The organism is Paenibacillus piscarius (genome assembly GCF_022234545.1).
In the GTDB taxonomy this organism is placed as follows: Bacteria; Bacillota; Bacilli; order Paenibacillales; family Paenibacillaceae; genus Paenibacillus_AQ; species Paenibacillus_AQ piscarius.
Genome location: NZ_JAIEUI010000038.1, coordinates 13304 through 32887 on the forward strand (window position 1 = coordinate 13304; position 19584 = coordinate 32887).

At 38.2% G+C, this 19584-nt stretch carries 20 protein-coding genes and 1 pseudogene; 16 read left to right on the plus strand and 5 right to left on the minus strand.

Translation table 11 applies throughout. From position 1 onward, the window contains the following. Nucleotides 1-139 precede the first annotated feature (139 nt). Both K1558_RS31955 and K1558_RS31960 read left to right on the plus strand, forming a co-directional pair. Nucleotides 140-580 (plus strand): A24 family peptidase, encoded by a 441-nt coding sequence (locus K1558_RS31955; protein WP_238656038.1) that lies wholly within the window; start codon nt 140-142, stop codon nt 578-580. Nucleotides 581-582: 2 nt separating this feature from the next. Beyond that, nucleotides 583-1404, plus strand: coding sequence for an alpha/beta fold hydrolase (locus tag K1558_RS31960; RefSeq protein ID WP_238656040.1), 822 nt, complete (start codon nt 583-585; stop codon nt 1402-1404). Between the two features lie 342 nt (nt 1405-1746). On the opposite strand, the gene K1558_RS31965 is transcribed toward K1558_RS31960, so the two are convergent. Together K1558_RS31965 and K1558_RS31970 are read right to left on the minus strand one after the other, a co-directional pair. Then, nucleotides 1747-2628 carry a hypothetical protein gene (locus K1558_RS31965; RefSeq protein ID WP_238656042.1) on the minus strand — a complete coding sequence of 294 codons (882 nt, stop codon included), beginning with the start codon at nt 2626-2628 and terminating at the stop codon, nt 1747-1749. A 165-nt stretch (nt 2629-2793) separates the two neighbouring features. After that, a complete protein-coding gene (locus tag K1558_RS31970; protein ID WP_238656044.1) occupies nt 2794-3891 on the minus strand; it encodes a discoidin domain-containing protein in 1098 nt (365 codons plus the stop codon). A gap of 224 nt (nt 3892-4115) precedes the next feature. On the opposite strand from K1558_RS31970, the gene K1558_RS31975 reads away from it, so the two are divergent. Continuing rightward, on the plus strand, nt 4116-4985 hold the full coding sequence (locus K1558_RS31975; RefSeq protein ID WP_238656046.1) for a hypothetical protein: 870 nt from the start codon (nt 4116-4118) through the stop codon (nt 4983-4985). Between the two features lie 271 nt (nt 4986-5256). Here K1558_RS31975 and K1558_RS31980 read toward each other — a convergent pair whose 3' ends face one another. Both K1558_RS31980 and K1558_RS31985 read right to left on the minus strand, forming a co-directional pair. Beyond that, entirely contained in the window at nt 5257-6141 is an 885-nt protein-coding gene (locus K1558_RS31980) for a discoidin domain-containing protein (protein ID WP_238656048.1), read from the minus strand. Between the two features lie 141 nt (nt 6142-6282). Continuing rightward, nucleotides 6283-7383: a cohesin domain-containing protein gene (locus tag K1558_RS31985; protein WP_238656050.1), complete on the minus strand. Its 1101-nt coding sequence runs from the start codon at nt 7381-7383 to the stop codon at nt 6283-6285. A gap of 296 nt (nt 7384-7679) precedes the next feature. Between K1558_RS31985 and K1558_RS31990 the strand changes: the two genes are divergently transcribed. Then, nucleotides 7680-7877: a hypothetical protein gene (locus K1558_RS31990; protein WP_238656052.1), complete on the plus strand. Its 198-nt coding sequence runs from the start codon at nt 7680-7682 to the stop codon at nt 7875-7877. Between the two features lie 299 nt (nt 7878-8176). Beyond that, nucleotides 8177-8659, plus strand: a complete 483-nt coding sequence (locus tag K1558_RS31995; RefSeq protein WP_238656054.1) for a YhjD family protein — start codon at nt 8177-8179, stop codon at nt 8657-8659. 32 nt (nt 8660-8691) lie between these two features. Here the strand turns inward: K1558_RS31995 and K1558_RS32000 are convergent. Beyond that, nucleotides 8692-8778, minus strand: a pseudogene (locus tag K1558_RS32000) (excalibur calcium-binding domain-containing protein); the annotation flags it as partial. A gap of 385 nt (nt 8779-9163) precedes the next feature. On the opposite strand from K1558_RS32000, the gene K1558_RS33275 reads away from it, so the two are divergent. The 11 genes from K1558_RS33275 to K1558_RS32045 all read left to right on the plus strand — a co-directional run bounded on the left by K1558_RS33275 (nt 9164) and on the right by K1558_RS32045 (nt 19536). Beyond that, the gene (locus K1558_RS33275) at nt 9164-9520 is read left to right on the plus strand and encodes a prepilin peptidase (protein WP_420800496.1); all 357 of its coding nucleotides are present in this window, start codon (nt 9164-9166) and stop codon (nt 9518-9520) included. 337 nt (nt 9521-9857) lie between these two features. Next, complete coding sequence (locus K1558_RS32005) at nt 9858-10115, plus strand: hypothetical protein (RefSeq protein WP_238656056.1); 258 nt, start codon at nt 9858-9860, stop codon at nt 10113-10115. Continuing rightward, the gene (locus K1558_RS32010; RefSeq protein ID WP_238656058.1) at nt 10108-11037 is read left to right on the plus strand and encodes a hypothetical protein; all 930 of its coding nucleotides are present in this window, start codon (nt 10108-10110) and stop codon (nt 11035-11037) included. The genes K1558_RS32005 and K1558_RS32010 overlap by 8 nt, the downstream gene beginning before the upstream one ends. A 10-nt stretch (nt 11038-11047) precedes the next feature. After that, on the plus strand, nt 11048-12883 hold the full coding sequence (locus tag K1558_RS32015) for a hypothetical protein (RefSeq protein WP_238656060.1): 1836 nt from the start codon (nt 11048-11050) through the stop codon (nt 12881-12883). A 100-nt stretch (nt 12884-12983) separates the two neighbouring features. Beyond that, nucleotides 12984-13361: a DUF2085 domain-containing protein gene (locus tag K1558_RS33280; protein ID WP_420800495.1), complete on the plus strand. Its 378-nt coding sequence runs from the start codon at nt 12984-12986 to the stop codon at nt 13359-13361. A gap of 450 nt (nt 13362-13811) precedes the next feature. Next, on the plus strand, nt 13812-14219 hold the full coding sequence (locus K1558_RS32020) for an A24 family peptidase (protein ID WP_238656062.1): 408 nt from the start codon (nt 13812-13814) through the stop codon (nt 14217-14219). A 254-nt stretch (nt 14220-14473) separates the two neighbouring features. Continuing rightward, the gene (locus K1558_RS32025; RefSeq protein WP_238656064.1) at nt 14474-15685 is read left to right on the plus strand and encodes a DUF4297 family anti-phage-associated protein; all 1212 of its coding nucleotides are present in this window, start codon (nt 14474-14476) and stop codon (nt 15683-15685) included. Then, the gene (herA, locus tag K1558_RS32030) at nt 15686-17464 is read left to right on the plus strand and encodes an anti-phage-associated helicase HerA (RefSeq protein ID WP_238656066.1); all 1779 of its coding nucleotides are present in this window, start codon (nt 15686-15688) and stop codon (nt 17462-17464) included. 368 nt (nt 17465-17832) lie between these two features. Next, complete coding sequence (locus K1558_RS32035) at nt 17833-18123, plus strand: hypothetical protein (protein WP_238656068.1); 291 nt, start codon at nt 17833-17835, stop codon at nt 18121-18123. Between the two features lie 86 nt (nt 18124-18209). Then, nucleotides 18210-18701, plus strand: coding sequence for a hypothetical protein (locus tag K1558_RS32040; protein WP_238656070.1), 492 nt, complete (start codon nt 18210-18212; stop codon nt 18699-18701). A gap of 343 nt (nt 18702-19044) precedes the next feature. Further along, nucleotides 19045-19536 (plus strand): hypothetical protein, encoded by a 492-nt coding sequence (locus tag K1558_RS32045; protein WP_238656071.1) that lies wholly within the window; start codon nt 19045-19047, stop codon nt 19534-19536. Nucleotides 19537-19584 lie beyond the last annotated feature (48 nt).

Genomic DNA, 19584 nt, shown 5'->3' on the forward strand with positions numbered 1-19584 from the left:
CTCGGTGGGGTTTTACTTGTGAAGTAACGGAAAGCTCGTATGAAGGAGGAAAACATGATATCAAACTTATGTACATTGCTGGAGGTAATCGTGATCTGCGGCCTGCAACTGCTATTTCCGGACCTAGGAGTATAGATTGATGGCCACAGTAAATATGTTGCTGATAATATGCTTAATCATGCTTTGCTGCTGGTTCAGCTACACGGATATCACGGAGCGGCGGATATCCAATAAGCTAACGTACCCAGCAATTTTATCATTGCTAGTGCTCAGGATAGGATTCAGCCCTGAATATTTATGGGGACTGGTCCCAGGCGCAGTGTTGTTCCTGGTCTTCATGATCAACCCAAGAGCTCATGGAGCTGGAGATATTAAGTTAATCGCTCTAATTGGAATGAGTGTAGGTTTTGAGCGAACTATTTCGGCATTGTTAATGATGTGTATTTTCGTATATCTGTATCTCGGATATACAAAACTCCGCTCGGGTAAATTGCCTAACTCAATTCCCCTTTCCCCATTTCTCAGCTTGGGGTTATTTGTCGTTCTACAAATTTCTATTAAAACTATTGGAGGTTATTAGTGATGAATGAGACGAAAAATGCAGTAGTTGTTGGTAAAGCAGTTATTGAAGTGCGGGGCATTCCGATTGCTTATTATAGTCGTTATGCTGGTAGTACCTTGCCTGAAAAAACAGTATTAGTGTTACATGGAGCTCTTGGTAATGCTGAAACTACCAGTGACATGTGTAATGAATTAGCCTTGCTAAGACCTGATGTTTGTGTATATCAAATGGACAATCCTGGACATGGAGCATCTGGAGGAGATCCGCTAGAAACAATAAGTAGTTTGTCTGATATCGTGTGTGGATTTGTTGAAGCCATGCAAGATAGTGCTATATTTACAGAGGAGCTTTATGTATTTGGTCATTCAATGGGTGGGACTGTAGCAGCTAAAGCTGTTATAGATGGAATGAAGGTAACAAAACTAGGTTTACTTCAGAGCGCAGCATCATGGCCTAGCATGATACCTTTTTGTGAAATGCCCGGGGATCAGTTAGTTGCAGCATTTCAGCAAATGATGATCAATGAATTTGAAGCTATCAACAGCCAGGAAAGAACCAGAGACTTAATTGCCCGCATTCCGGATATGTCAGTGAGCGCAGCAGCTTGTATTGCAGATATTAAAGCGTTACAATCATACGACTTAACTGATATGCTGCCTAAGTTGAATGTCCCTACTTTAATAGTTCATAGTGGGTCGGATATGACGGCCACAGTTGAGAGTAGTAAGTGCCTATTAGCAGGTATTGTGGGTTCACTTAGTTATTATTTGGAGCTTGGGACACATACGTCGGTTATCGGAGAATACAAAAAAATAGCTAAATCTATTGCCAATTATATTTAATGGTCATTAATGGGTATCTAAGTTTCAATAGTAAAGCCCGTCAATCGGATTGATTGACGGGCTTTTTTATACTGTAGAGACTTAGCCGAATCAGCCGTATATCGGGTCAACCGCCAGGCTGATCTACGTGAGCATCACATCCCTGGTGAGTCTACAGCGCTCTTGGTAGCCCCGGTAAAAAAATTTGTAATACAAGGAACTCCTCCTGCTCATCTGCCATCACCCGGACTGGTCTGCTTCATGCTGAACAATACTGATACCTCAGTAGGACCATGGCAGTTGATAGAAAGTCTATATCACTTTCCAAAACTTTATATGCAAAAGTCATGCTGCTGCTCCTTACTATATAGGCGGTAAGACTTTATATAAGAGAATAAGGCAATCATCGTGAGAACCATAACGATGCCAGTCTTTATTTGAAGTAACAAAACAATTAATTACAAAACGTTCACCAACATGAGAATTATCAATTTTTATGAAAAATTTATTTGTTATTTGATGCATTGAAGGCATTTGTCCTTCGATTCTCCATTGTATAGTGTACTGATCTTCTTGAAATGTTGAATCAATCTCCACCTCTATGCTCAGTTCATCACCTGGCCGCAATGTCGGATTATTTGGCTGGTTAAAGATAAATGGTATACAAACATCATTTCTTACTTCAGATATTTCTGATTCATACTTTATATTCCCCAGTGAGTCCGATACCTGAATAATTGAAGGTACATTAAACAATCTACCCACTCCAATCTGAACGTAATATCCTTTAATTGAATCAATTATATCGTGAGAATAACATAGGATCTGTTCGGCTTGACGAACAGATATATGATTTCCATGTGCTAAATAATTACGAGGCTCAATAATCTTATCGAAGATCACTTTAGCCATATCGGTTCCGATGGGAAAAGCAGATATTAAAGCAGCTCTGAAGTACTTTTTATATAAAATAGGATTTAGTAAAATTGAGACTGAATCATCTAATAGTACCGCATCAATATCACGAGGATATCTCTTGGGTTCAGTACTTCTTCTTCTTATAACACCTTCACGAACAGATCTTTTCATAAGAAAATTTCCAGCATTGTCTTTGTATTGAAGATAATTCACACCAAAATCCTCTCGCAATTGCTGATCAATTAATCTTCTTAACCATATTTCAAGGGTTTCAATTGTAGTACGACAAAGATCTCTTAATTCAGTATTTTTCAAACTTGATAACACTAATTACCCCTCCCGCAAAAATACAATAAATTCATACAATATCAAAATACCCCACCAAAAAAGGCAGGGCACGGTGCTTCCGTTCACGTACAGATGACACTATCATGTTTGGGACAATCTGTAAACAATATAACTATAGCTGGCGGGCTACTTTATGATTTGACATCAATTTTGTGCAGAATATTCATCAATGCTGAAGGTGAGGATCTTATTGAAAACTACATATTCTTTGCGACTACTAAATGGCCCCTTGTTGTTAGTGTGTTTGTTGATTCCATACTTAGCAGATCCTGTTCCTGTATCGCGGGCATCATACCATTCCAAGAATGCATTTACTTCTTCAATAGAAAGATCAAACTCTTTCTCAAGTCCTGTTGTTAAAGTTACAGTAAGAATGGCTCGATCTCCTGAAGGCTCCGGTTCAGGTACATTAATCTTCTGTGGCGTTGCAGATGCTTCATTTGAGTTCGAGCTTTCACTATTATCATTCAATGCAGTAATTACATAATAATAGGTTGTACCGTTAACAACAGCATTGTCTATATAAGATACGTCTGTAACATTGGAAGCAATTGTAGTGTATGGTCCCCCTGAACTTAATGAACGTTTCACATTATAATTTGTTACATCTGCGACTGGTGACCATGAAAGGTTAACTTTTTTATCACCAGCTACAGCAGTCAAATTCAAAGGCGCTGCTAAAATCGGAGTATCGACTCCTATTAGTTCCATTTCAGCAACCATAATGATATCAGTATTACCAATACTATTTTTCAACAAAATCTTCCAATATCTATAGGCATCAGTGGGCTGCCAAGCAAATTCCTGTATTAAATTATTTCCAAGGGCGGTTCCTGTATATTGATCTGTCCATACCAAATTATCGTTTGAAGCCTGAACAACAAAATCTTTCATGTCATATCTATAGTTATAAGAAACATCTGCTTTATATCTAAGTTTTGAAATTACTTGTTTTTTTCCAAAATCAACCGAAATCCATTTAGAATCATTGGTTGCAGCGGTTTGGAATCCTTCGTTATTTTCATCCCAAACATTATCAAACGCCTTTTCTGGTCCGAATCTACGAGGGTCTCCATTATAAACTAACGATCCACTTGATGTGAAGGCAGTAATGGGCAATCCATCTGTTAAATCAGTTTCTCCTAAGTTATCAGCGTGTACATGATTTCCGACCAAGAATGTAGATAGTACGAAACTTACCATTATTACCATGAGAACTAATTTACTTTTCCAACTCTTCAAATTTGTTCAGCTCCTTAATATGTATGCGCTAAGCCTACACTAAATAGAGTCGAACAAACAGTCTGTTTCTCAACAGGATTACAGAATACACTTAAGGGTCATTGAGGTGATTTTTGGAATGATAAAAGGCGAAGGATCTGGTTGGGGAAATTTTCCTTGACACATATACATAATGTTCCAATATATTTATATTGATTATGAATTAATTGTTAGGGGGAGATAGAGTGGAAACGATTCTTGATATTGATCCAGGAGATAGGATTATTATTAAAGTAGGAGATTACAGTGAGATTAAGTCGATAGACTCAAAAAAACAATCAAATATCGAAAAAATAAAAAAGGCTAGCAAGGCAGCGGGAATCGGGGTTGGAGGGAGATTAGTCGGAAGGGCTGCATTAACTTTAATTTCTCCTATTGGAGCAGCTTTATTGGTAAGTGCAACTGATATTATGAGCATTAATAAATTGTTGCAGAGTAAAGGAACTGATGGTTTTTCCTATGTTGAAGTTCCAATTAATCATGCATCTAGCTTCCTGAAATGGAAGGGAATAATTAGTCCCGAAAAAAATACATTTTACATTAAAAGTCCACACAATGATGCTGTATATATTCCTGCAGCCAAATTCCATACTATATTGTTTGAGGAAAAATATAATGAAGCCATTGCTCTTTTAACTGAACTAAAACCGAAAAGCCTATTAGTTGAGTGTATGGAAGGGTATTCTAAAGAAATAAAAACTAAAGCTGGTTTCCAAAAAGATGGCATTAATGTAAATGCGGATTTTGAGAAAGATAGTAGAGTTGAGAGAAAAAATATGTATAGAGGGGAGTACAAAAAACCTGAAACATTAGAACGACACGTTGTCTCGTCTGAATATATATGGTACCAATCAGAAACTTTGTGGCAGAAAGTTGTGGACGGAGTCATTAGGCATGGTTTGGAACAAGTTGAAATGGATATTATTTATGATAATGATTTTGGAGTAAACGCAGATTTAGAGCTGTCCTTAGCAAAGGTTGCTGGAGGTAATATTGCTGTTAAATTTGCAAGTTTTAAAAAAACCCGCTGGAAAGTTAAAGCGACATTCTGGTAAGTGAACTGGGATTACACATTGAAATACATACAAAATTTTGGAGACTGATGCAGACTTCATGATTGAGTCCATGTCACAAATGCGAGTATTTATCTGGTACCATTATATTGATTACCCAGAAGGAAAAATCAATGATTATGGCGGAATAGTAGAAGGTTATCATTCAGGTAAGGTTAATAAAGCATGCAACTGTTTTAGATAAGATCGATTTGAATTTAGAGTATACATAAAATAACCCGCCGGGCGTATACCTGACGGGTCTCTTTTTTGTTTATTGAGCTGTATACTCACTTACTTCAAAGGTTAGGATCTTATCATGTATTACGTATTCAGTTCGTTTGCTGAATGGCCCTTTGTTATTGTCGTGCTTGTTAATTCCGAACCGAGCAGATCCGTTCGCTGAGTCGTACCAAGTGAGGAAAGTATTCACTTCAGAAATAGGCAGATCGTATTCCTTTTCAGCACCAGTTGTAAGCTCGATGGTCAGTAATGCGCGATCACCAGATGACGTATCTGGAGTAGGTGTTGGAGATGGCGTAGGAAGTGCAGTCGGTTCAGGTGTTGCGGTAACAGTACGGTACATTTCCATTTCGCCTAATGCAGTGAAGCCTGATAAACCATTATTATTTATAATATTTAATCTATACTTTGTATAAGGATTTTCGTTAGTGAAAGAAAATGCTTTTTTTACGTTTGGTTTCCAGTCTGTTATATTCATTTCAGAATTGAGTGTAATCCAGTTTTTTCCGTCCCATGCGTCGAAAGTAAAATCTTTAGGTGATTCACCTTTAAAATCAGCTTGCTCAATCCAAGGGCGAGACATTAATGCATATTGGTTGACTACAACCGGGCGATCAAATTCATAAGCAACCCATCCTGATGTATTACCTTGGCTAGTAGACCAACCGACATCGGTTAAATCTCCATCAAAAAGTCTAAACGGTTGGTGGTGAGCTACTCCATCACCACTAACCCAAACGCTACTAGCAGTTGCATGCCCGGTAGGAGCATCGTTCGATGTCATGATAGGAATCAAGTTTTTGGGTGCTGAGCTTTCTTCAGCTGATGTCGATAACGGGGTGATTATAGAGGAGAGTATTGCAATGACTAGCATGACTGATAAAGATGAAATAATAATCTTAAACGGTTTTGGCACTTTTAAATACCACCTTTATATTTGAATGAAATGTGCGAAGAATTGAACTATGACTAAACTTTATTTCTTATATTGGAGATTAATAAATTCGTGAAAAATAACCCGCCAACCTTAAAAGTCTGACGGGCTTATTTTGTATAATTAAGTATTAGGCAGATAATCTGGATTGTTTAGAATTTGATCAACAATAAAGAGCAGGTCATCATCATTCACATATTCATCACCGGCTTGTTGAGCATTATACTTTACCGGATCAACATCAGGCGCAAAATACTTGAAGTACCTGGCATCAATCGCAAGGTCTACAAGGGTGTACGTCCCTGACTTGTTCACATCCGTTGCCTCGATGATTACACTGTCTTCCAGACAGTTATCTTTCTCCAGGTCATATTCCTCTTCAGTATCAGCAATTCGCGCTTTGGTTGCATCGACAATGGCTGTACCTTTGGCTTTGGCCTTAAACTTGAGTTTTACAACAACGGTGTCTTCGTTGATGCCGTATTCTTCACCTTGGCTGGCTACAACAAAACGGACAGCGCCGTTTTTATCAACGGGATTATTGTATACCTTATAGCCGGTTACCTCTTCAAATCCGAGATATTGCAAGTGCTCTTTGTCGTACTTTACTTCAAAGTCTTCAGCATAAATATTCTTCACATTTTTTAGGGATACATCAGCTGTAAATTCTTTGCCTAAACCAACCTTTTCTGGAGCAATGACTACATCAAGAGTCGGTTTTAATGCCGGTGTTGGAGTAGGGCTTGGTGTTGGTTCAGGTGTTGCTGTTGGTGTAGGTTTAGGTGTAGCGATAGGTGTAGGTGTAGGAGTTGGCGTTGGCGTTGCAGTCGGTACTGGCGTTGGCATTGTAGTTGTGAAATTAGTTATTTTAACCAATGTACCACTCGTTGGAGCAACGACAGACACACTATCTAAACTAGCACCTTCCAACAGAGTCAAAGCAATAAACCGAGATGTACCCGGGTATGAATTGGTAAATGTAAGAGGTAAATTATATGATTGTGTCCCATCTCCCACTGTCAAAACATTTTTCATAGCAGCTGTATACGTAACGATTTTTGTATATTTACCAGAACCAGAAATAACAAAATTATTACTCAGGCTATATTGCGCTCCAAGGTCCACATACACTGTTATATCAGCAGGCGCTGTATAAGCAGCAAAAGCTCCCTGCACAGGCAGCGCCGCAAACAGTAAAACGATGATTAATAATAACTTCTTCAATAAACACACCTCACAATATTTTTTAAATTCTTCATTCAGAAATTTTTCTATGTACTAGTCACCTAACAGTCCTATTTCCCCTTTCGTAGATTAATTTGTATTCAGTTGCCTGGACTATCCTAAGGCAATAATTGGGATATGTCTAAACAATAATTCTTATATTTGGGATATATAGATTGAAAACTTTAAATGTACATAATTATGGGAAGATAGGGATATAATCATGATTGATTAGAGAACATTTGTTTGAGTATAATACAAACAAATGTTCTTATTTGATTCGGAGGCGATCAGTCATGAAAATGAGCATCGGCCAAACCATAGAAATGATCTACCTGGACAAAGCGGGCAAGATCACACAACGGAAAATTGAGGTGTGCGGGATGCGGGACGGCCGGATTCGGGCTACCTGTCTGAGCACCGGTCAGCCCCTTGTGTTCTTGACCGCCAGCATCCTATCGTGGCGTCCGGTACCGGAGCGGCAGCTTGTTTGAAGATACCCCACGCAAGCTGCTGCGGATCATTGTGCAGTTTAAGTATCACTTTAAAAGGATGCCTACGATCCGGGAGCTGGGACGATTAAGCGGGCGGCGACCGGCGGATGTGATCAAAGGTTTTAAAGTGCTGGCGGCAGAGCATTATATAGTATGGGATGCGGGAAAGCCCATTCAGACAGCGGTAATAGTGGAGGGGGGAACGCCATGTATCATATGATTCAACACCGCAGGGAGGGGCACAGACGGCGCAGCGTGGCGATAATATGGATTACTGGCTATACCATTAGGTGGTTGCTATGAGTGAGTTGGATGGCAACGAGCGTTGGAAGACTAAGATGCTCATGACGGAGCACGTTCAGGCGTATGTGAAAGCGGAACAGGTGGCTGGTGGCAGTAATAGGATGCTCACTGCTGAAGAGCGGAATATGATAAGGGATCTGATCTTGTTACCTCATATAGATACGATGGTCACCAAGAGTCTGCGGGAACTGGAGCACTCCAGCAGCATCCTTAAGCGGGCTTGCCTGCTAGCCGGTGAGGCCATCCAAAGAAAGGTCATGCAGGATACTCAAAGACTTCAGAAGGAGCTGAAGCAAAGAAACATCCGTTTTGTCCTAGACGAACAGACCGATTTCGTCATATATCATAAAGTCTTTTGCCGTGGTTACGAGGAGCGGTTTGGACTCACACGGGATGTGATGCGCACTGAGATAAGCTTACGACTTACCAAGTATACCGCAGAGCTGGGGCGCATAATTAAAAACGGCTTTAGTACATAATAAAACCCCGGATAATTTATTCGGGGTTAAATCTATTCACACGCATCGCCTTCACCGTCTCGATCAAGTTTTCGAGAGTATTCTGGTTCTCCGGCATATATCGGGGCAGCACCGGCAGCACGAAAAGCTGAATAACTCTACCGGAAATTCATCTCAGTGACAGCTACAGATGGCTATTACCGAAATAAAATTTCCACCGATCTTACAGGAATGTATAGCTTAGTGACTTGTATCACGAAGCAAGTAGAAAACTATGGAAGAATGTATGATGATGTGCAGAATGTTAGACGAACCAAATAAACAGTAAACATCTAACCCCATCGTTTTCGCTGGGGTTTTACTTGTGAAGTAACGAGAATTCTCGTATGAAGGAGGAAAACATGATAACTAACTTATGTACATTGCTGGAGGTGATCGTGATTTGCGGCCTGCATCTGCTATTTCCGCAACTAGGAGTATAGATTGATGGCCACAGTAAATATGTTGCTGATAGTATCCCTAATTATGCTTTGCTGCTGGTTCAGCTACACGGATATCACGGAGCGGCGGATCTCCAATAAGCTAACGTACCCAGCAATTTTATCATTGCTAGTGCTCAGGATAGGATTCAGCCCTGAATACTTATTGGGGCTCGCCCCAGGCGCATTGTTGTTCCTGATCTTCATGATCAGCCCACGAGCGTTGGGGGCCGGTGATGTGAAGTTGGTGGCGGAACGAGCGGTGGTCACTCTATTGTTGATGTGTATTTTTGTTTTTCTGTATTTGGGAGGAAGAAAGTTGCTGTCAGTAGAGACCCAGATCTCTGTGCCATTGGCACCATTTCTGACCGTTAGGTTGATATGGGCCGTAGTTACTTTATGACTACAAATTGTCGATTTACAGATTGTTACAATCATGTTAATGTGAAGCTACACGGATCGGAAGCACCGGCGTGTAGTCCGAAAGTATCGGCGCGATCGCCCTGTTGGCTTAGGCTGGCAGGACGATTTTTTTGATATTAATTAAAAATTTAAGAAATTGAAGGAGCTATTAAAAAAGTTATTGGCAACTAAGAATTCAATTATTTGAAGATTTAATGTCCTTATCTCGATTCTTATATTAACTTCTACTTCAATTGAAAATTTACATTATTCAAGATAAATTTTTAATATAAAATTTACTATTAATGTTTTTATCTCTCATAGGAGCGTGGGAATAGATGACGATTGCTTTTCTGGTTATCCTCTTACTTATCGTAGTCGCGATCATGTTTATCCGAAAAAAGACTTCGGTGAAAATTGATAAGGCGTATATGTCGGATGCGGGCAAGTTTCAGATAGAAGGGCACGCGCACAGTTTTATAATTCAAAAAGATGATCGATTCGAATTCCTTGTCGAGGATGGAATCATTACGGCTTGCAAGGATCGGACGCGCCATAAGGAATTCGTGTACTACGGGGGAAAAGACAATGATTGATCAGTTAAAACGAACAGCGGATCGAATTCTGGATCGTGCGGCTTCCGCAGTCCAAGGATTTACAGGGGAGTCTGAACGAAGAGAACTGGTTATGAGCTTTAAAGAAGTGTACGCATCGTATAGTGAGAAAATCAGCCGAATAGTCGAACGCATTAACGATGAGATTAACCAATTTAATAATCGGATTGAGAAACTGAACAAATACCGAAATACTACTGTAAAGAAAAACCTCGCTTTTTTAGGGGGTGGGCTTTCACAGTTGGGCAATATCAAGGCCGTCGAACGTTTTGCACCTGAAGCGAGAATTGATCCTGTCCACATGCCGAGTAAGCATCTGGAAACGGTCGAGAGCTATATCGAGACGATCGATTGGAGTAAAGATGATATTTTCTCAAAAACCTTCTTTAAGGGGATTATTGGTGTACGTCGGGAGACAAAGAAAGTGAATGTAGAGGCAGTACAGCGAATCGAAGAGTTTAAGACGAACGGGAATCGTACGTTAGAGCTTGGAAATTTGAAATTTCGTTTTGTGCAAGAAGATATACATATTTTAGAAATTTACCAAGAAAGTGTAGAAATGATTGCAGACACGATTGAGACTAAAGTTCTACCGGAGCTCCAGCTCATCCATGCATTCCTACAATGTGAAGAAATCAAAAATCAAGTCCTTTCAAACCGGGAATTGTCGGTATCTGCTGAGATGGATGCTGGGGTGTTAGTTTCAGGACGCTATAAGAATCATTATCGATTTGTGAAGAATGCGTTTCTTTTCTTCGTCGTTTCCTCAAAAATTTACGACTCTCCTGTGTTAACAAAACTACTTACCAATGAGTCGCACGACGTAGAACGAGAAGCTGTCTCTGATTATGGCAGAATCATTACAGAGCAGACAATCCAGCTGGAAAAATATCGAATAGATTGAGGAGGAAAAAATGTCTCTGCGAAAAGTAATAGATGCAAGAACAACGCTGCTGGAACAGGAGCAGAAGTTGTACACCTCTGCTATCACACAGATTAATTCGGAGATGAAAGGGTTGTTGACCAACAATTTCGGTTCAAAGCTTATTAATAACTGTGGTCGTGATCTCGCCGGCGAACTCGTCCGTAACTTTTTTGATACCTCAGATTATTATGTTACTGCCGATCAACTGATGGAACGAATTTTAAAGTTTAAGTACGACAGCGAGTATGATCCACTGATGGAGACTAACGCGCTACGGAAGTCGATATTTAATTATAATGACCTTGAGAGCTCCACAACGCTAGTAGCAATTATGAACGATTTAGAAAGTTCAAAGCAAAAGCTCTTCGAAAAAGAGAAGTTTGAGAACGAGAACGGTAAGCTGAAATCTCACTATAAAGATCGAAACATGATTCATAAAGGTAAGCTGCAGTACCGTTCAGACCGCCATGCTAACGGGACTATGAAAGATGACTACACTGATAAGACAGAGACCTCGAAAAAAAATTCACGTGGGGAACAAGTGAGTCAATTACATGTGGAGCATACGCAAGCTTTGAGTACTGCATATGTGTACAATCGCTATTTGAAAGAGGGTGCGGAGGAACGGATTAAAGAATTCTATAACTCCTCAGATAACTTTACAATGATGTTCAAAACTGCAAATCAATCCAAGGGCGATGTCAAGGTTGAAGTGAACGTAAAAGTGAAGGACTCTGATGGTGTGAGATACGAGAAAATCGATATTACACATAAAGCAACTTCTCACCAAATAGCAGAAGCCATTGAGAATCGTTGGACGCACCTTCCTGATGAAGCGAAAAAGAAGATGAAGGAAGCTGGTTACCTTGATGATGAAGGCAAAGTCCCGAAACATGTAAAGGCGGAACTGGTGAAGAATTATCGTAGATCGCAAAACGCTGAAAGTAAAAAGATTTTGAAGGAAACTGACTATAAGAAAGTGTCGAAGGACGCTGCCAAGCATACCGCAAAATCACTCGGTAAAATGTTGGCTGGCCAGGTCATCTATTATACGGTACCACCACTAATTTACGAGCTTAGAATGATTTTACAGGATAAGAAGGTTAATCTGAAAGAGGCATTGCATAAGCTCGAAAAAGCGGGAGAGCGTGTTGTTAAGTACGTCTTCTCTAAACTTGGTACAATATTCAATAACTTGGTGAGCCAGGGATTGAAAAAATTTCTAAAATCGTTTTTCGATATACTCCTCAACGTAGTAAAGTCGACCATTCAGAAAATGCTCAAGCTGCTGAAGAATCTTGTTCTGGCTGTTGTGGATGCGGCTAAAGTAATTGGAGACAAACTTGCGACCCCAAGCCAGAAGGCAGACTCCGTCTTTCAGCTGCTGTCTGTGAGCGTAACTTCATTCGTGCTTGAACTGTTGTTTGAGTATGTAGAGCGCCAGTTTGCGATTCCTGAGCCGCTTCTACTGCCGCTCCAAGTAATCACTACCGTCATCTGCACAAACCTTATTATGTTAGTCTTGGAGCATGCTGACCTGTTTAATGTTCGCCATGGCCTACTGCTAACGAATATCCAGCAGGTCATTCAGCGGGAAAATCAGTTGTACATACAGAGCATTGGTAATCTAAGCGCATCAAATAGGGAAGAAGCGGAAAGGAAGTTACAAGAAGTTGCTGCCGAAATTGAGGAGGCGAAACTGCATCTACAGCGGATTAATCCACATACTGACTCCGTGCAAGAGGATCTTCAAAAAATTAATACAGCTTTTGATATGAATATCGACTTTGAAAAAGAATGGAAAACATACTTGGGAGTTGTATAAAGATATGCTCTATATTATTGCATTCATCATCGTCGTTCTTGTCATTGCAGGCTGCTGCGCGAAATTGAACAGCCGTTAATTGTGAAAGGGATAAGTACTTATGGAATTTAGAAAATGGTTAATCGGTGTACGTCAGGACTTTGGTGTCATTCCGCTCTGCAATGGGAAGCCAGCGCGCGCCCCGCATATTGGTGATTTTTGCTTTCCATTGTGCTGGAGATGTACTAGTGTGGTCGGAAGTACGATTATCTGCGCCGCAATCCATCTCGCGATGCAGATAGATTACTTCCAGTGGGGAGGCAACGTAATAGGTATAGGTATGGCTGCCATTCTTTTCACTTCACCTATGTTGTGGGACGGGTGGATACAATACGGGAGGCATCGGGAAAGTACTAACGTCAGACGATTGGTTACTGGCTCGCTATGCGGTATCGGGGTCTGGTTTTGGGCAAACCTTTTGCTTTCAGTACTTGATTAAAATGTATGTCTGATTCAAACTCACTGATTATTTTTCACGGGAAAACTTAGGGGGGAATCTAGAGATGATCATTGGGGAATGAAGTATTGTTACAGGGATCACCGGTTCCGGTAATGTCTATCAGAACCAAAAATTTATCTCTGTGACAGCTACAGATGGATTTTACCGGATGAAAATTTCCACCGATCCTGTAGGGATACATAGTTTAGCGAATTGTATCACTAAGCAAGTAGAGATCTTTGGCAGCATGTATGATTATGTGCAGAATGTCAGATGGACAAAATAAAAAGAAAGCAGCTGACCCCATCGTTCCTGATGGGGTTTTACTTGTGAAGTAACGAGAAAGCTCATATGAGGAGGAAAACATGACATCTAACTTATGTACACTGCTGGAGGTAATCGTGATCTGTGGCCTGCAACTGCTATTTCCGGACCTAGGAGTATGGATTGATGGCCACAGGAAATATGTTGCTGATAATATTCTTAATCATGCTTTGCTGCTGGTTCAGCTACACGGATATCACGGAGCGGCGGATCTCCAATAAGCTAACGTACCCAGCAATTTTATCATTGCTAGTGCTCAGGATAGGATTCAGCCCGGAATATTTATGGGGACTGGTCCCAGGCGCAGTGTTGTTCCTGATCTTCATGATCAGCCCCCGCTCGTTAGGGGCAGGTGACGTGAAGTTAGTTGCACTGCTTGGATTATGTATCGGCCTGGAACGAGTGGTGGTCACTCTATTGTTGATGTGTATTTTTGTTTTTCTGTATTTGGGAGGAAGAAAGTTGCTGTCAGTAGAGACCCAAATCTCTGTGCCATTGGCACCATTTCTGACTTCGGCTTGCTATGGACTGTAGGCACTTTATGACTACAAATTGTCGATTTACAGATTGTTACAATCGTGTTAATGTGAAGCTACACGGATCGGAAGCACCGGCGTGTAGTCCGAAAGTATCAGCGCAACCGCCCTGTTAGCTTAGGCTGGCAGGGCGGTTTTTGTCTTTTTGATTCGCTCAAATAACTTAACATGATTTAATGATATAAAGTACATCATGATACATTCCTTAGAAATATAAAAAAATATATCAAACATGCTGGAGGTTTTGGGTATATGAAAAATAGAGAGGCTATTGATACTATTCGTGGTTATTTTTATCAATTTGATTATACAATTTCAAAATTATTAGAATTAAAGAATGATACTGATGCAATTGTTGTAGAAGGAATAGAAGATGTTGATATTAAAACTACCTCAGATGAAGAGGCAGTTCAATGTAAGTATTATGCTAAAACAGAATATAATCACTCAGTTATTGCCAAACCTATTAGATTCATGCTTAATCATTATAAAAAGGTGAAAGATGGCTTAGCGAATAAAGTGAATTATACTTTATATGGTCATTTCAAAAAGGGACAAGACAAACTAGTTCTCCCAATTAATATAACCTTTTTGAAAGAGAACTTCTTAAATTATACCAACGACAATATTAAATACTCTCATCACATTGACCTAGATCTAACGGATAATGATCTGGAAGAGTTTCTTTTAGTCCTTTCTATAAACATTAATGCCTCTGATTATAATACTCAATTTTCAAACATTATCGGTCAATTAGAAAAACAATTCAATTGTTCTTCTTTTGAAGCCGAATTTTATTATTACAACAATGCACTTAAAGTAATTAAGGATGTAGCAGTCAATTCAAATATAACAGAAAGAGAAATAACCAAAGGTGATTTTTTGAATAAAATAAATAATCAAACAGTACTTTTTAACGAGTGGTTTGTGAAATTTAAAAGTAAAAAAATCTTCCTTTCGGATTTAAGGAGCAAATACTTCGCCAATTTAAATACTTCCCCATTTGAAAGATTCTTCTTTGTTGAAGTTTCAAATCAGAACTATTTGAGGTCTGAACTAAAAGAATTATTATTCTCAATATCGAAAAAATGGTCGAAAATATCTAAGAGAGAAAGCAATCCATACTGCCCATACGTTTACATACATAATATACCTGAACAAGAGTTAATTGAATTGAAAAGAGAAATGTACTCAGAAGGATTTATTACTATTGATGGATTTGATTTTCAGGGGGCTCCGTTTAACCCAAAATCCATTATTAAAACTCCGAATTATGAAAATCAAATTAGACTGAAAATCATTAATAAAATTGAGTATGTCAAATTAATATTTGATGAAAATAGAAGAACAAAGGAGAGTTATCAATTTTATAAAAAATTACCGTTTTTAAATCTAGATTATCCAAATATAAAAGATATTAAAATTCAATTCGAAGAAATTAATGACATAAAGGAGGTTATTTAATTGTCTGATGTAATTGAAAAAATAAACGCTGAGGTCATCTCTGTATATCCAAACAAGGTAAAAATTTCTGTTGACAATCTTGAGGATTTTAGACTTGCAGATGAGTCATTAAAAGTTGGTTCATATTTGCGCGTATCGGATAACGATAACGTAGTATTAATTGCAATTATTGAAAACTTCTCAATTGAAGTAAACGACAGTGGAGCTAAAAAATACCTTATTGAAGCAAATCCATTGGGAATTATTAAAAATGATAGGTTCATAAGAGGTGGAGATTCACTAGCCATTCCACCAAAAAAAGTAGAGCCTGCTACCGAAGATGAAATAAAGAAAATATACGAACATTCAATCTTACAAACTGAAAAGTTCTCATTTGCATCGTTGTCTTCTAACCTTAATGTACGGATACCTGTAAATGGTAATAAGTTCTTTAATAAGCATATTGCAGTTGTCGGTTCAACTGGATCTGGTAAATCCCATACAGTATCAACAATAATTCAAAAAGCAGTTTCTGAAAAAAGTGGGGGTTTTTCTCTGAATAATTCTCATGTGGTTATATTCGACATTCATTCCGAATATGAGTCTGCTTTTCCAGATGCGAATTTCATCGACATTAATAATCTTACTTTACCGTACTGGTTATTAAATAGTGAGGAATTAGAAGAAATACTACTTGATACAGGTGAGAGAGACAACTATAATCAATCATCTGTTTTTAGAACTTTGGTCACAGAAAATAAAAAGAAGTATAATGCGGGAAATACAAAAATTTTCTATGACACTCCAGTTTTCTTTGATATTAATGAGATAATGAATGCTTTGATTAACTTGAAGAATGAAATAAAAAATTATAAAGCCTCAGACCATTACATGATAATTGATGATTCTTATACATTAGTTGACGGTAGTACGAAGATTGATTCTGGGATTCGTCTCAACGAAGAGCAACGACTTTTGAAATATTTTGACGGAGAATTAAAGTTTCATCCCACTAAAGGCCAGAACATCTCCAAAGGAGATTATGCAGATGGAACCCTGGATAAATTCTCCGTAAGATTTCAAGCGAAGATTATCCAAAACAGATTGGATTTTTTATTTGGTGATAAATCTAAAAAGATTACATTTGAAGAAACATTGCAGCAATTACTTGGTTATACAAAAGATAAGGAAACAAATGTTACTGTTATTGATCTTAGCGGAGTTCCTTTCGAAGTATTAAGTATTACCGTTTCATTGATCTCAAGAATGATATTTGAATATGGTTACTTCTATAAACGTTTGAGAACAAAGAAGAATGCTACTGAAAAAATTAATAATGATATACCTATTCTACTCGTGTATGAAGAGGCACATAAATATGTACCGAATAGCGACTTAGCTAAATTTAGATCTTCTAAGAAATCTATAGAAAGAATTGCGAAAGAAGGTAGAAAATATGGAGTGACTTTACTACTAGCAAGTCAAAGGCCTTCAGAAATATCTGAAACCATATTTTCACAATGTAATAATTTTATTGCAATGCGTTTGACAAATCCCAATGATCAAAGTTATGTGAAAAAACTTTTACCTGATACTTTAGGAACCCTAATTGATAAAATGCCAACATTAAAAGCAGGCGAGGCTCTGTTAATTGGTGAATCAATCATTCTTCCATCTATTGTACAAATAGATCCGTGTAGAAACCCACCTTCTTCAAATGACATTCCATACTGGGAAATTTGGAAAGAAGAATGGAAGTTATTAAGCATCGATGAAATTAAGATGGAATGGTACAAATAAACTGTACTTTATGTGTTAGGAGAGATTTATTAAGTGGACTACCTACTTAGATTTCCATCTTGAATGCGACCTAGACGCATGTTGGATAAAATAACTTACTTCTCTTTCCAATATGAACTTTTGTTAATTTATATTTAGTTAATATCTTCAATATACAGAACATAATAAATACAAATATTACAATTTTACCCTTTTTCGACTTAGAAAAATCCACTCGAGTATACTCCAACCCTCATGATACCATGTGGTCATTGTTGAGTGTCTACTTGAAGGCTATGATTCATTCCACTGTCTTCTTTTTTAGTAGAATTTAAGAGGAATGTGGTAAGATTGAGTTGTAAATAATACCAGAAAGAGGGGGAGTTTGTTTGTCACTATCATCGAAAATCATAGAACAAATTCGAATACAGGTTATCGATTATGAGTCATATGCAAGTATGGCAGAAAGTAAACAAAATGAAGTTAATGGTTTGAAATCTCTTAAAAAATCAAAATCAATCGATTATCAGCTTCGGGAGGCTCAAGATTTTTTAATTCAGTTTGAAACAAGAGCAAATACTAGTAGAATTGCTGCCCTAAGACTTTCAGAAGCTTTTAAAGAAGACTTTGATTCTACTGAAAGAGTCGAAGTTAAAGAATTGACAGATAAACTAAAGTAGCACGTTGTCGGGATTCCAAGGTCCTTTCTCTAGCGTGGTACTAATAAAAAATACAATCTACAAAAAAGATTATTAGGGGGAAAAATATGCGCGCTTATCGTGATCTTCAAGCAGGGGTTAGAATCTCGTGGGGCTATCAGCCGATTTATATGATTGATGATGTCGAAATAGATTTGCAAAAATTGGTTGATGAACATCGTGTACTACTTTGTGGAACGACTATGGATCTTCCTGAAGGGTCAGTTTTTGGAGATATCATTTCTGGTAAAGCCTTCGCAACAAATAATGCTAGTGTGGCGCTTGCAAATGCTGTCTTCCGTCCAGAGAAGTTTAAAACATTGGTAATCCCCGACATAATTAAACCGAATACCGATTGGAATCTAATCATCGAGGAAGCAGAAGAATACGTTGATTCACCGAGCGGATACATATATATGATTGATTGCCCAGACGTCCGTTACTTCTCAATAACTCAAAAAACTAATTGGCAATACGAAACCTCTCACCTAGAGGTTCAGCTAAAAGGGCAAATAGAAGTTTTTAGGACTGATTTTAAGCATAACACCTTATATTCTTAATAAGTATTAGTGAAACTTCTAACCAATCTTCTAACAAGAGCCAATAGCAACAAAACTTTAGAAGTAACAATACGCTTAAAACACACGATTTATTGCCCAACAGACCCCACGAAAACCTAATAAATATATGCTAAGTCGCACTCGTAAATCATAATATGTATGCTGGATTTGTAAAAGATACTTCAACTATCTAGGGACTAATCAAAAAAGTAATTGCAAATAATTACAATCGTGATAAGGTGATTTACAGGATCTGTAGCATCAATTCGTGCAGACCGAAAGCATCGGAAAATACCCCGTCACCTTAATTGGTTGCTGGTTTTTTTTGAGGGGGGACCTTTTTATGGCTAAACTAACCACTGAACGAATAGAAGAAATAATGTTGAAAGAATTACAAAAATTCGAAGTAGATGAGGAACTGAAAATCTGTAGATATATGAACTTACCTAAATTCATGAGTTTATTAACGAATAGTTCGATTTTTTTTACTAGGGCAGATAAGTTTGAAGATCCACTTGAAGGAGAAATGCCAGAAGCGGCTAAGAAGGAACTATTTGATAAAGATTTTTTTAATGTGGATTTGTATGCTATTATTTCTAAATTTATAGGTAGAGAAGTAACAAAAGTTGGTTTAGCAGAAGAAACAATAAATATGTATAAGTCATATAAATCTACGACATTTATAAGCTGTTGGACATCCTTCCAAGCTGAATCATATGCACTATGGAAAATATATGGGGAAGACTATGGTGTAGCTATCCAAACAAATATTGGTAAATTGAAAAATTTAATTGAAGAAAAAGCATTCCTGTATCTCCTTAAATTTGGGCTTTGAAATTTAACGAGCACCTCCTTATGATAAATGGTGTCCACGACGACAACC

Bases quoted from the DNA above. Each gene is read 5' to 3' on its own strand.
- K1558_RS32005 (WP_238656056.1), top strand. From the start codon at position 9,858: ATGACGATTGCTTTTCTGGTTATCCTCTTACTTATCGTAGTCGCGATC.
- K1558_RS32020 (WP_238656062.1), top strand. From the start codon at position 13,812: ATGGCCACAGGAAATATGTTGCTGATAATATTCTTAATCATGCTTTGC.
- K1558_RS32025 (WP_238656064.1), top strand. From the start codon at position 14,474: ATGAAAAATAGAGAGGCTATTGATACTATTCGTGGTTATTTTTATCAA.
- K1558_RS31990 (WP_238656052.1), top strand. From the start codon at position 7,680: ATGAAAATGAGCATCGGCCAAACCATAGAAATGATCTACCTGGACAAA.
- K1558_RS31960 (WP_238656040.1), top strand. From the start codon at position 583: ATGAATGAGACGAAAAATGCAGTAGTTGTTGGTAAAGCAGTTATTGAA.
- K1558_RS33275 (WP_420800496.1), top strand. From the start codon at position 9,164: ATGCTTTGCTGCTGGTTCAGCTACACGGATATCACGGAGCGGCGGATC.
- K1558_RS31955 (WP_238656038.1), top strand. From the start codon at position 140: ATGGCCACAGTAAATATGTTGCTGATAATATGCTTAATCATGCTTTGC.
- K1558_RS31995 (WP_238656054.1), top strand. From the start codon at position 8,177: ATGAGTGAGTTGGATGGCAACGAGCGTTGGAAGACTAAGATGCTCATG.
- K1558_RS32040 (WP_238656070.1), top strand. From the start codon at position 18,210: ATGCGCGCTTATCGTGATCTTCAAGCAGGGGTTAGAATCTCGTGGGGC.
- K1558_RS32010 (WP_238656058.1), top strand. From the start codon at position 10,108: ATGATTGATCAGTTAAAACGAACAGCGGATCGAATTCTGGATCGTGCG.
- K1558_RS32045 (WP_238656071.1), top strand. From the start codon at position 19,045: ATGGCTAAACTAACCACTGAACGAATAGAAGAAATAATGTTGAAAGAA.
- K1558_RS32015 (WP_238656060.1), top strand. From the start codon at position 11,048: ATGTCTCTGCGAAAAGTAATAGATGCAAGAACAACGCTGCTGGAACAG.
- K1558_RS33280 (WP_420800495.1), top strand. From the start codon at position 12,984: ATGGAATTTAGAAAATGGTTAATCGGTGTACGTCAGGACTTTGGTGTC.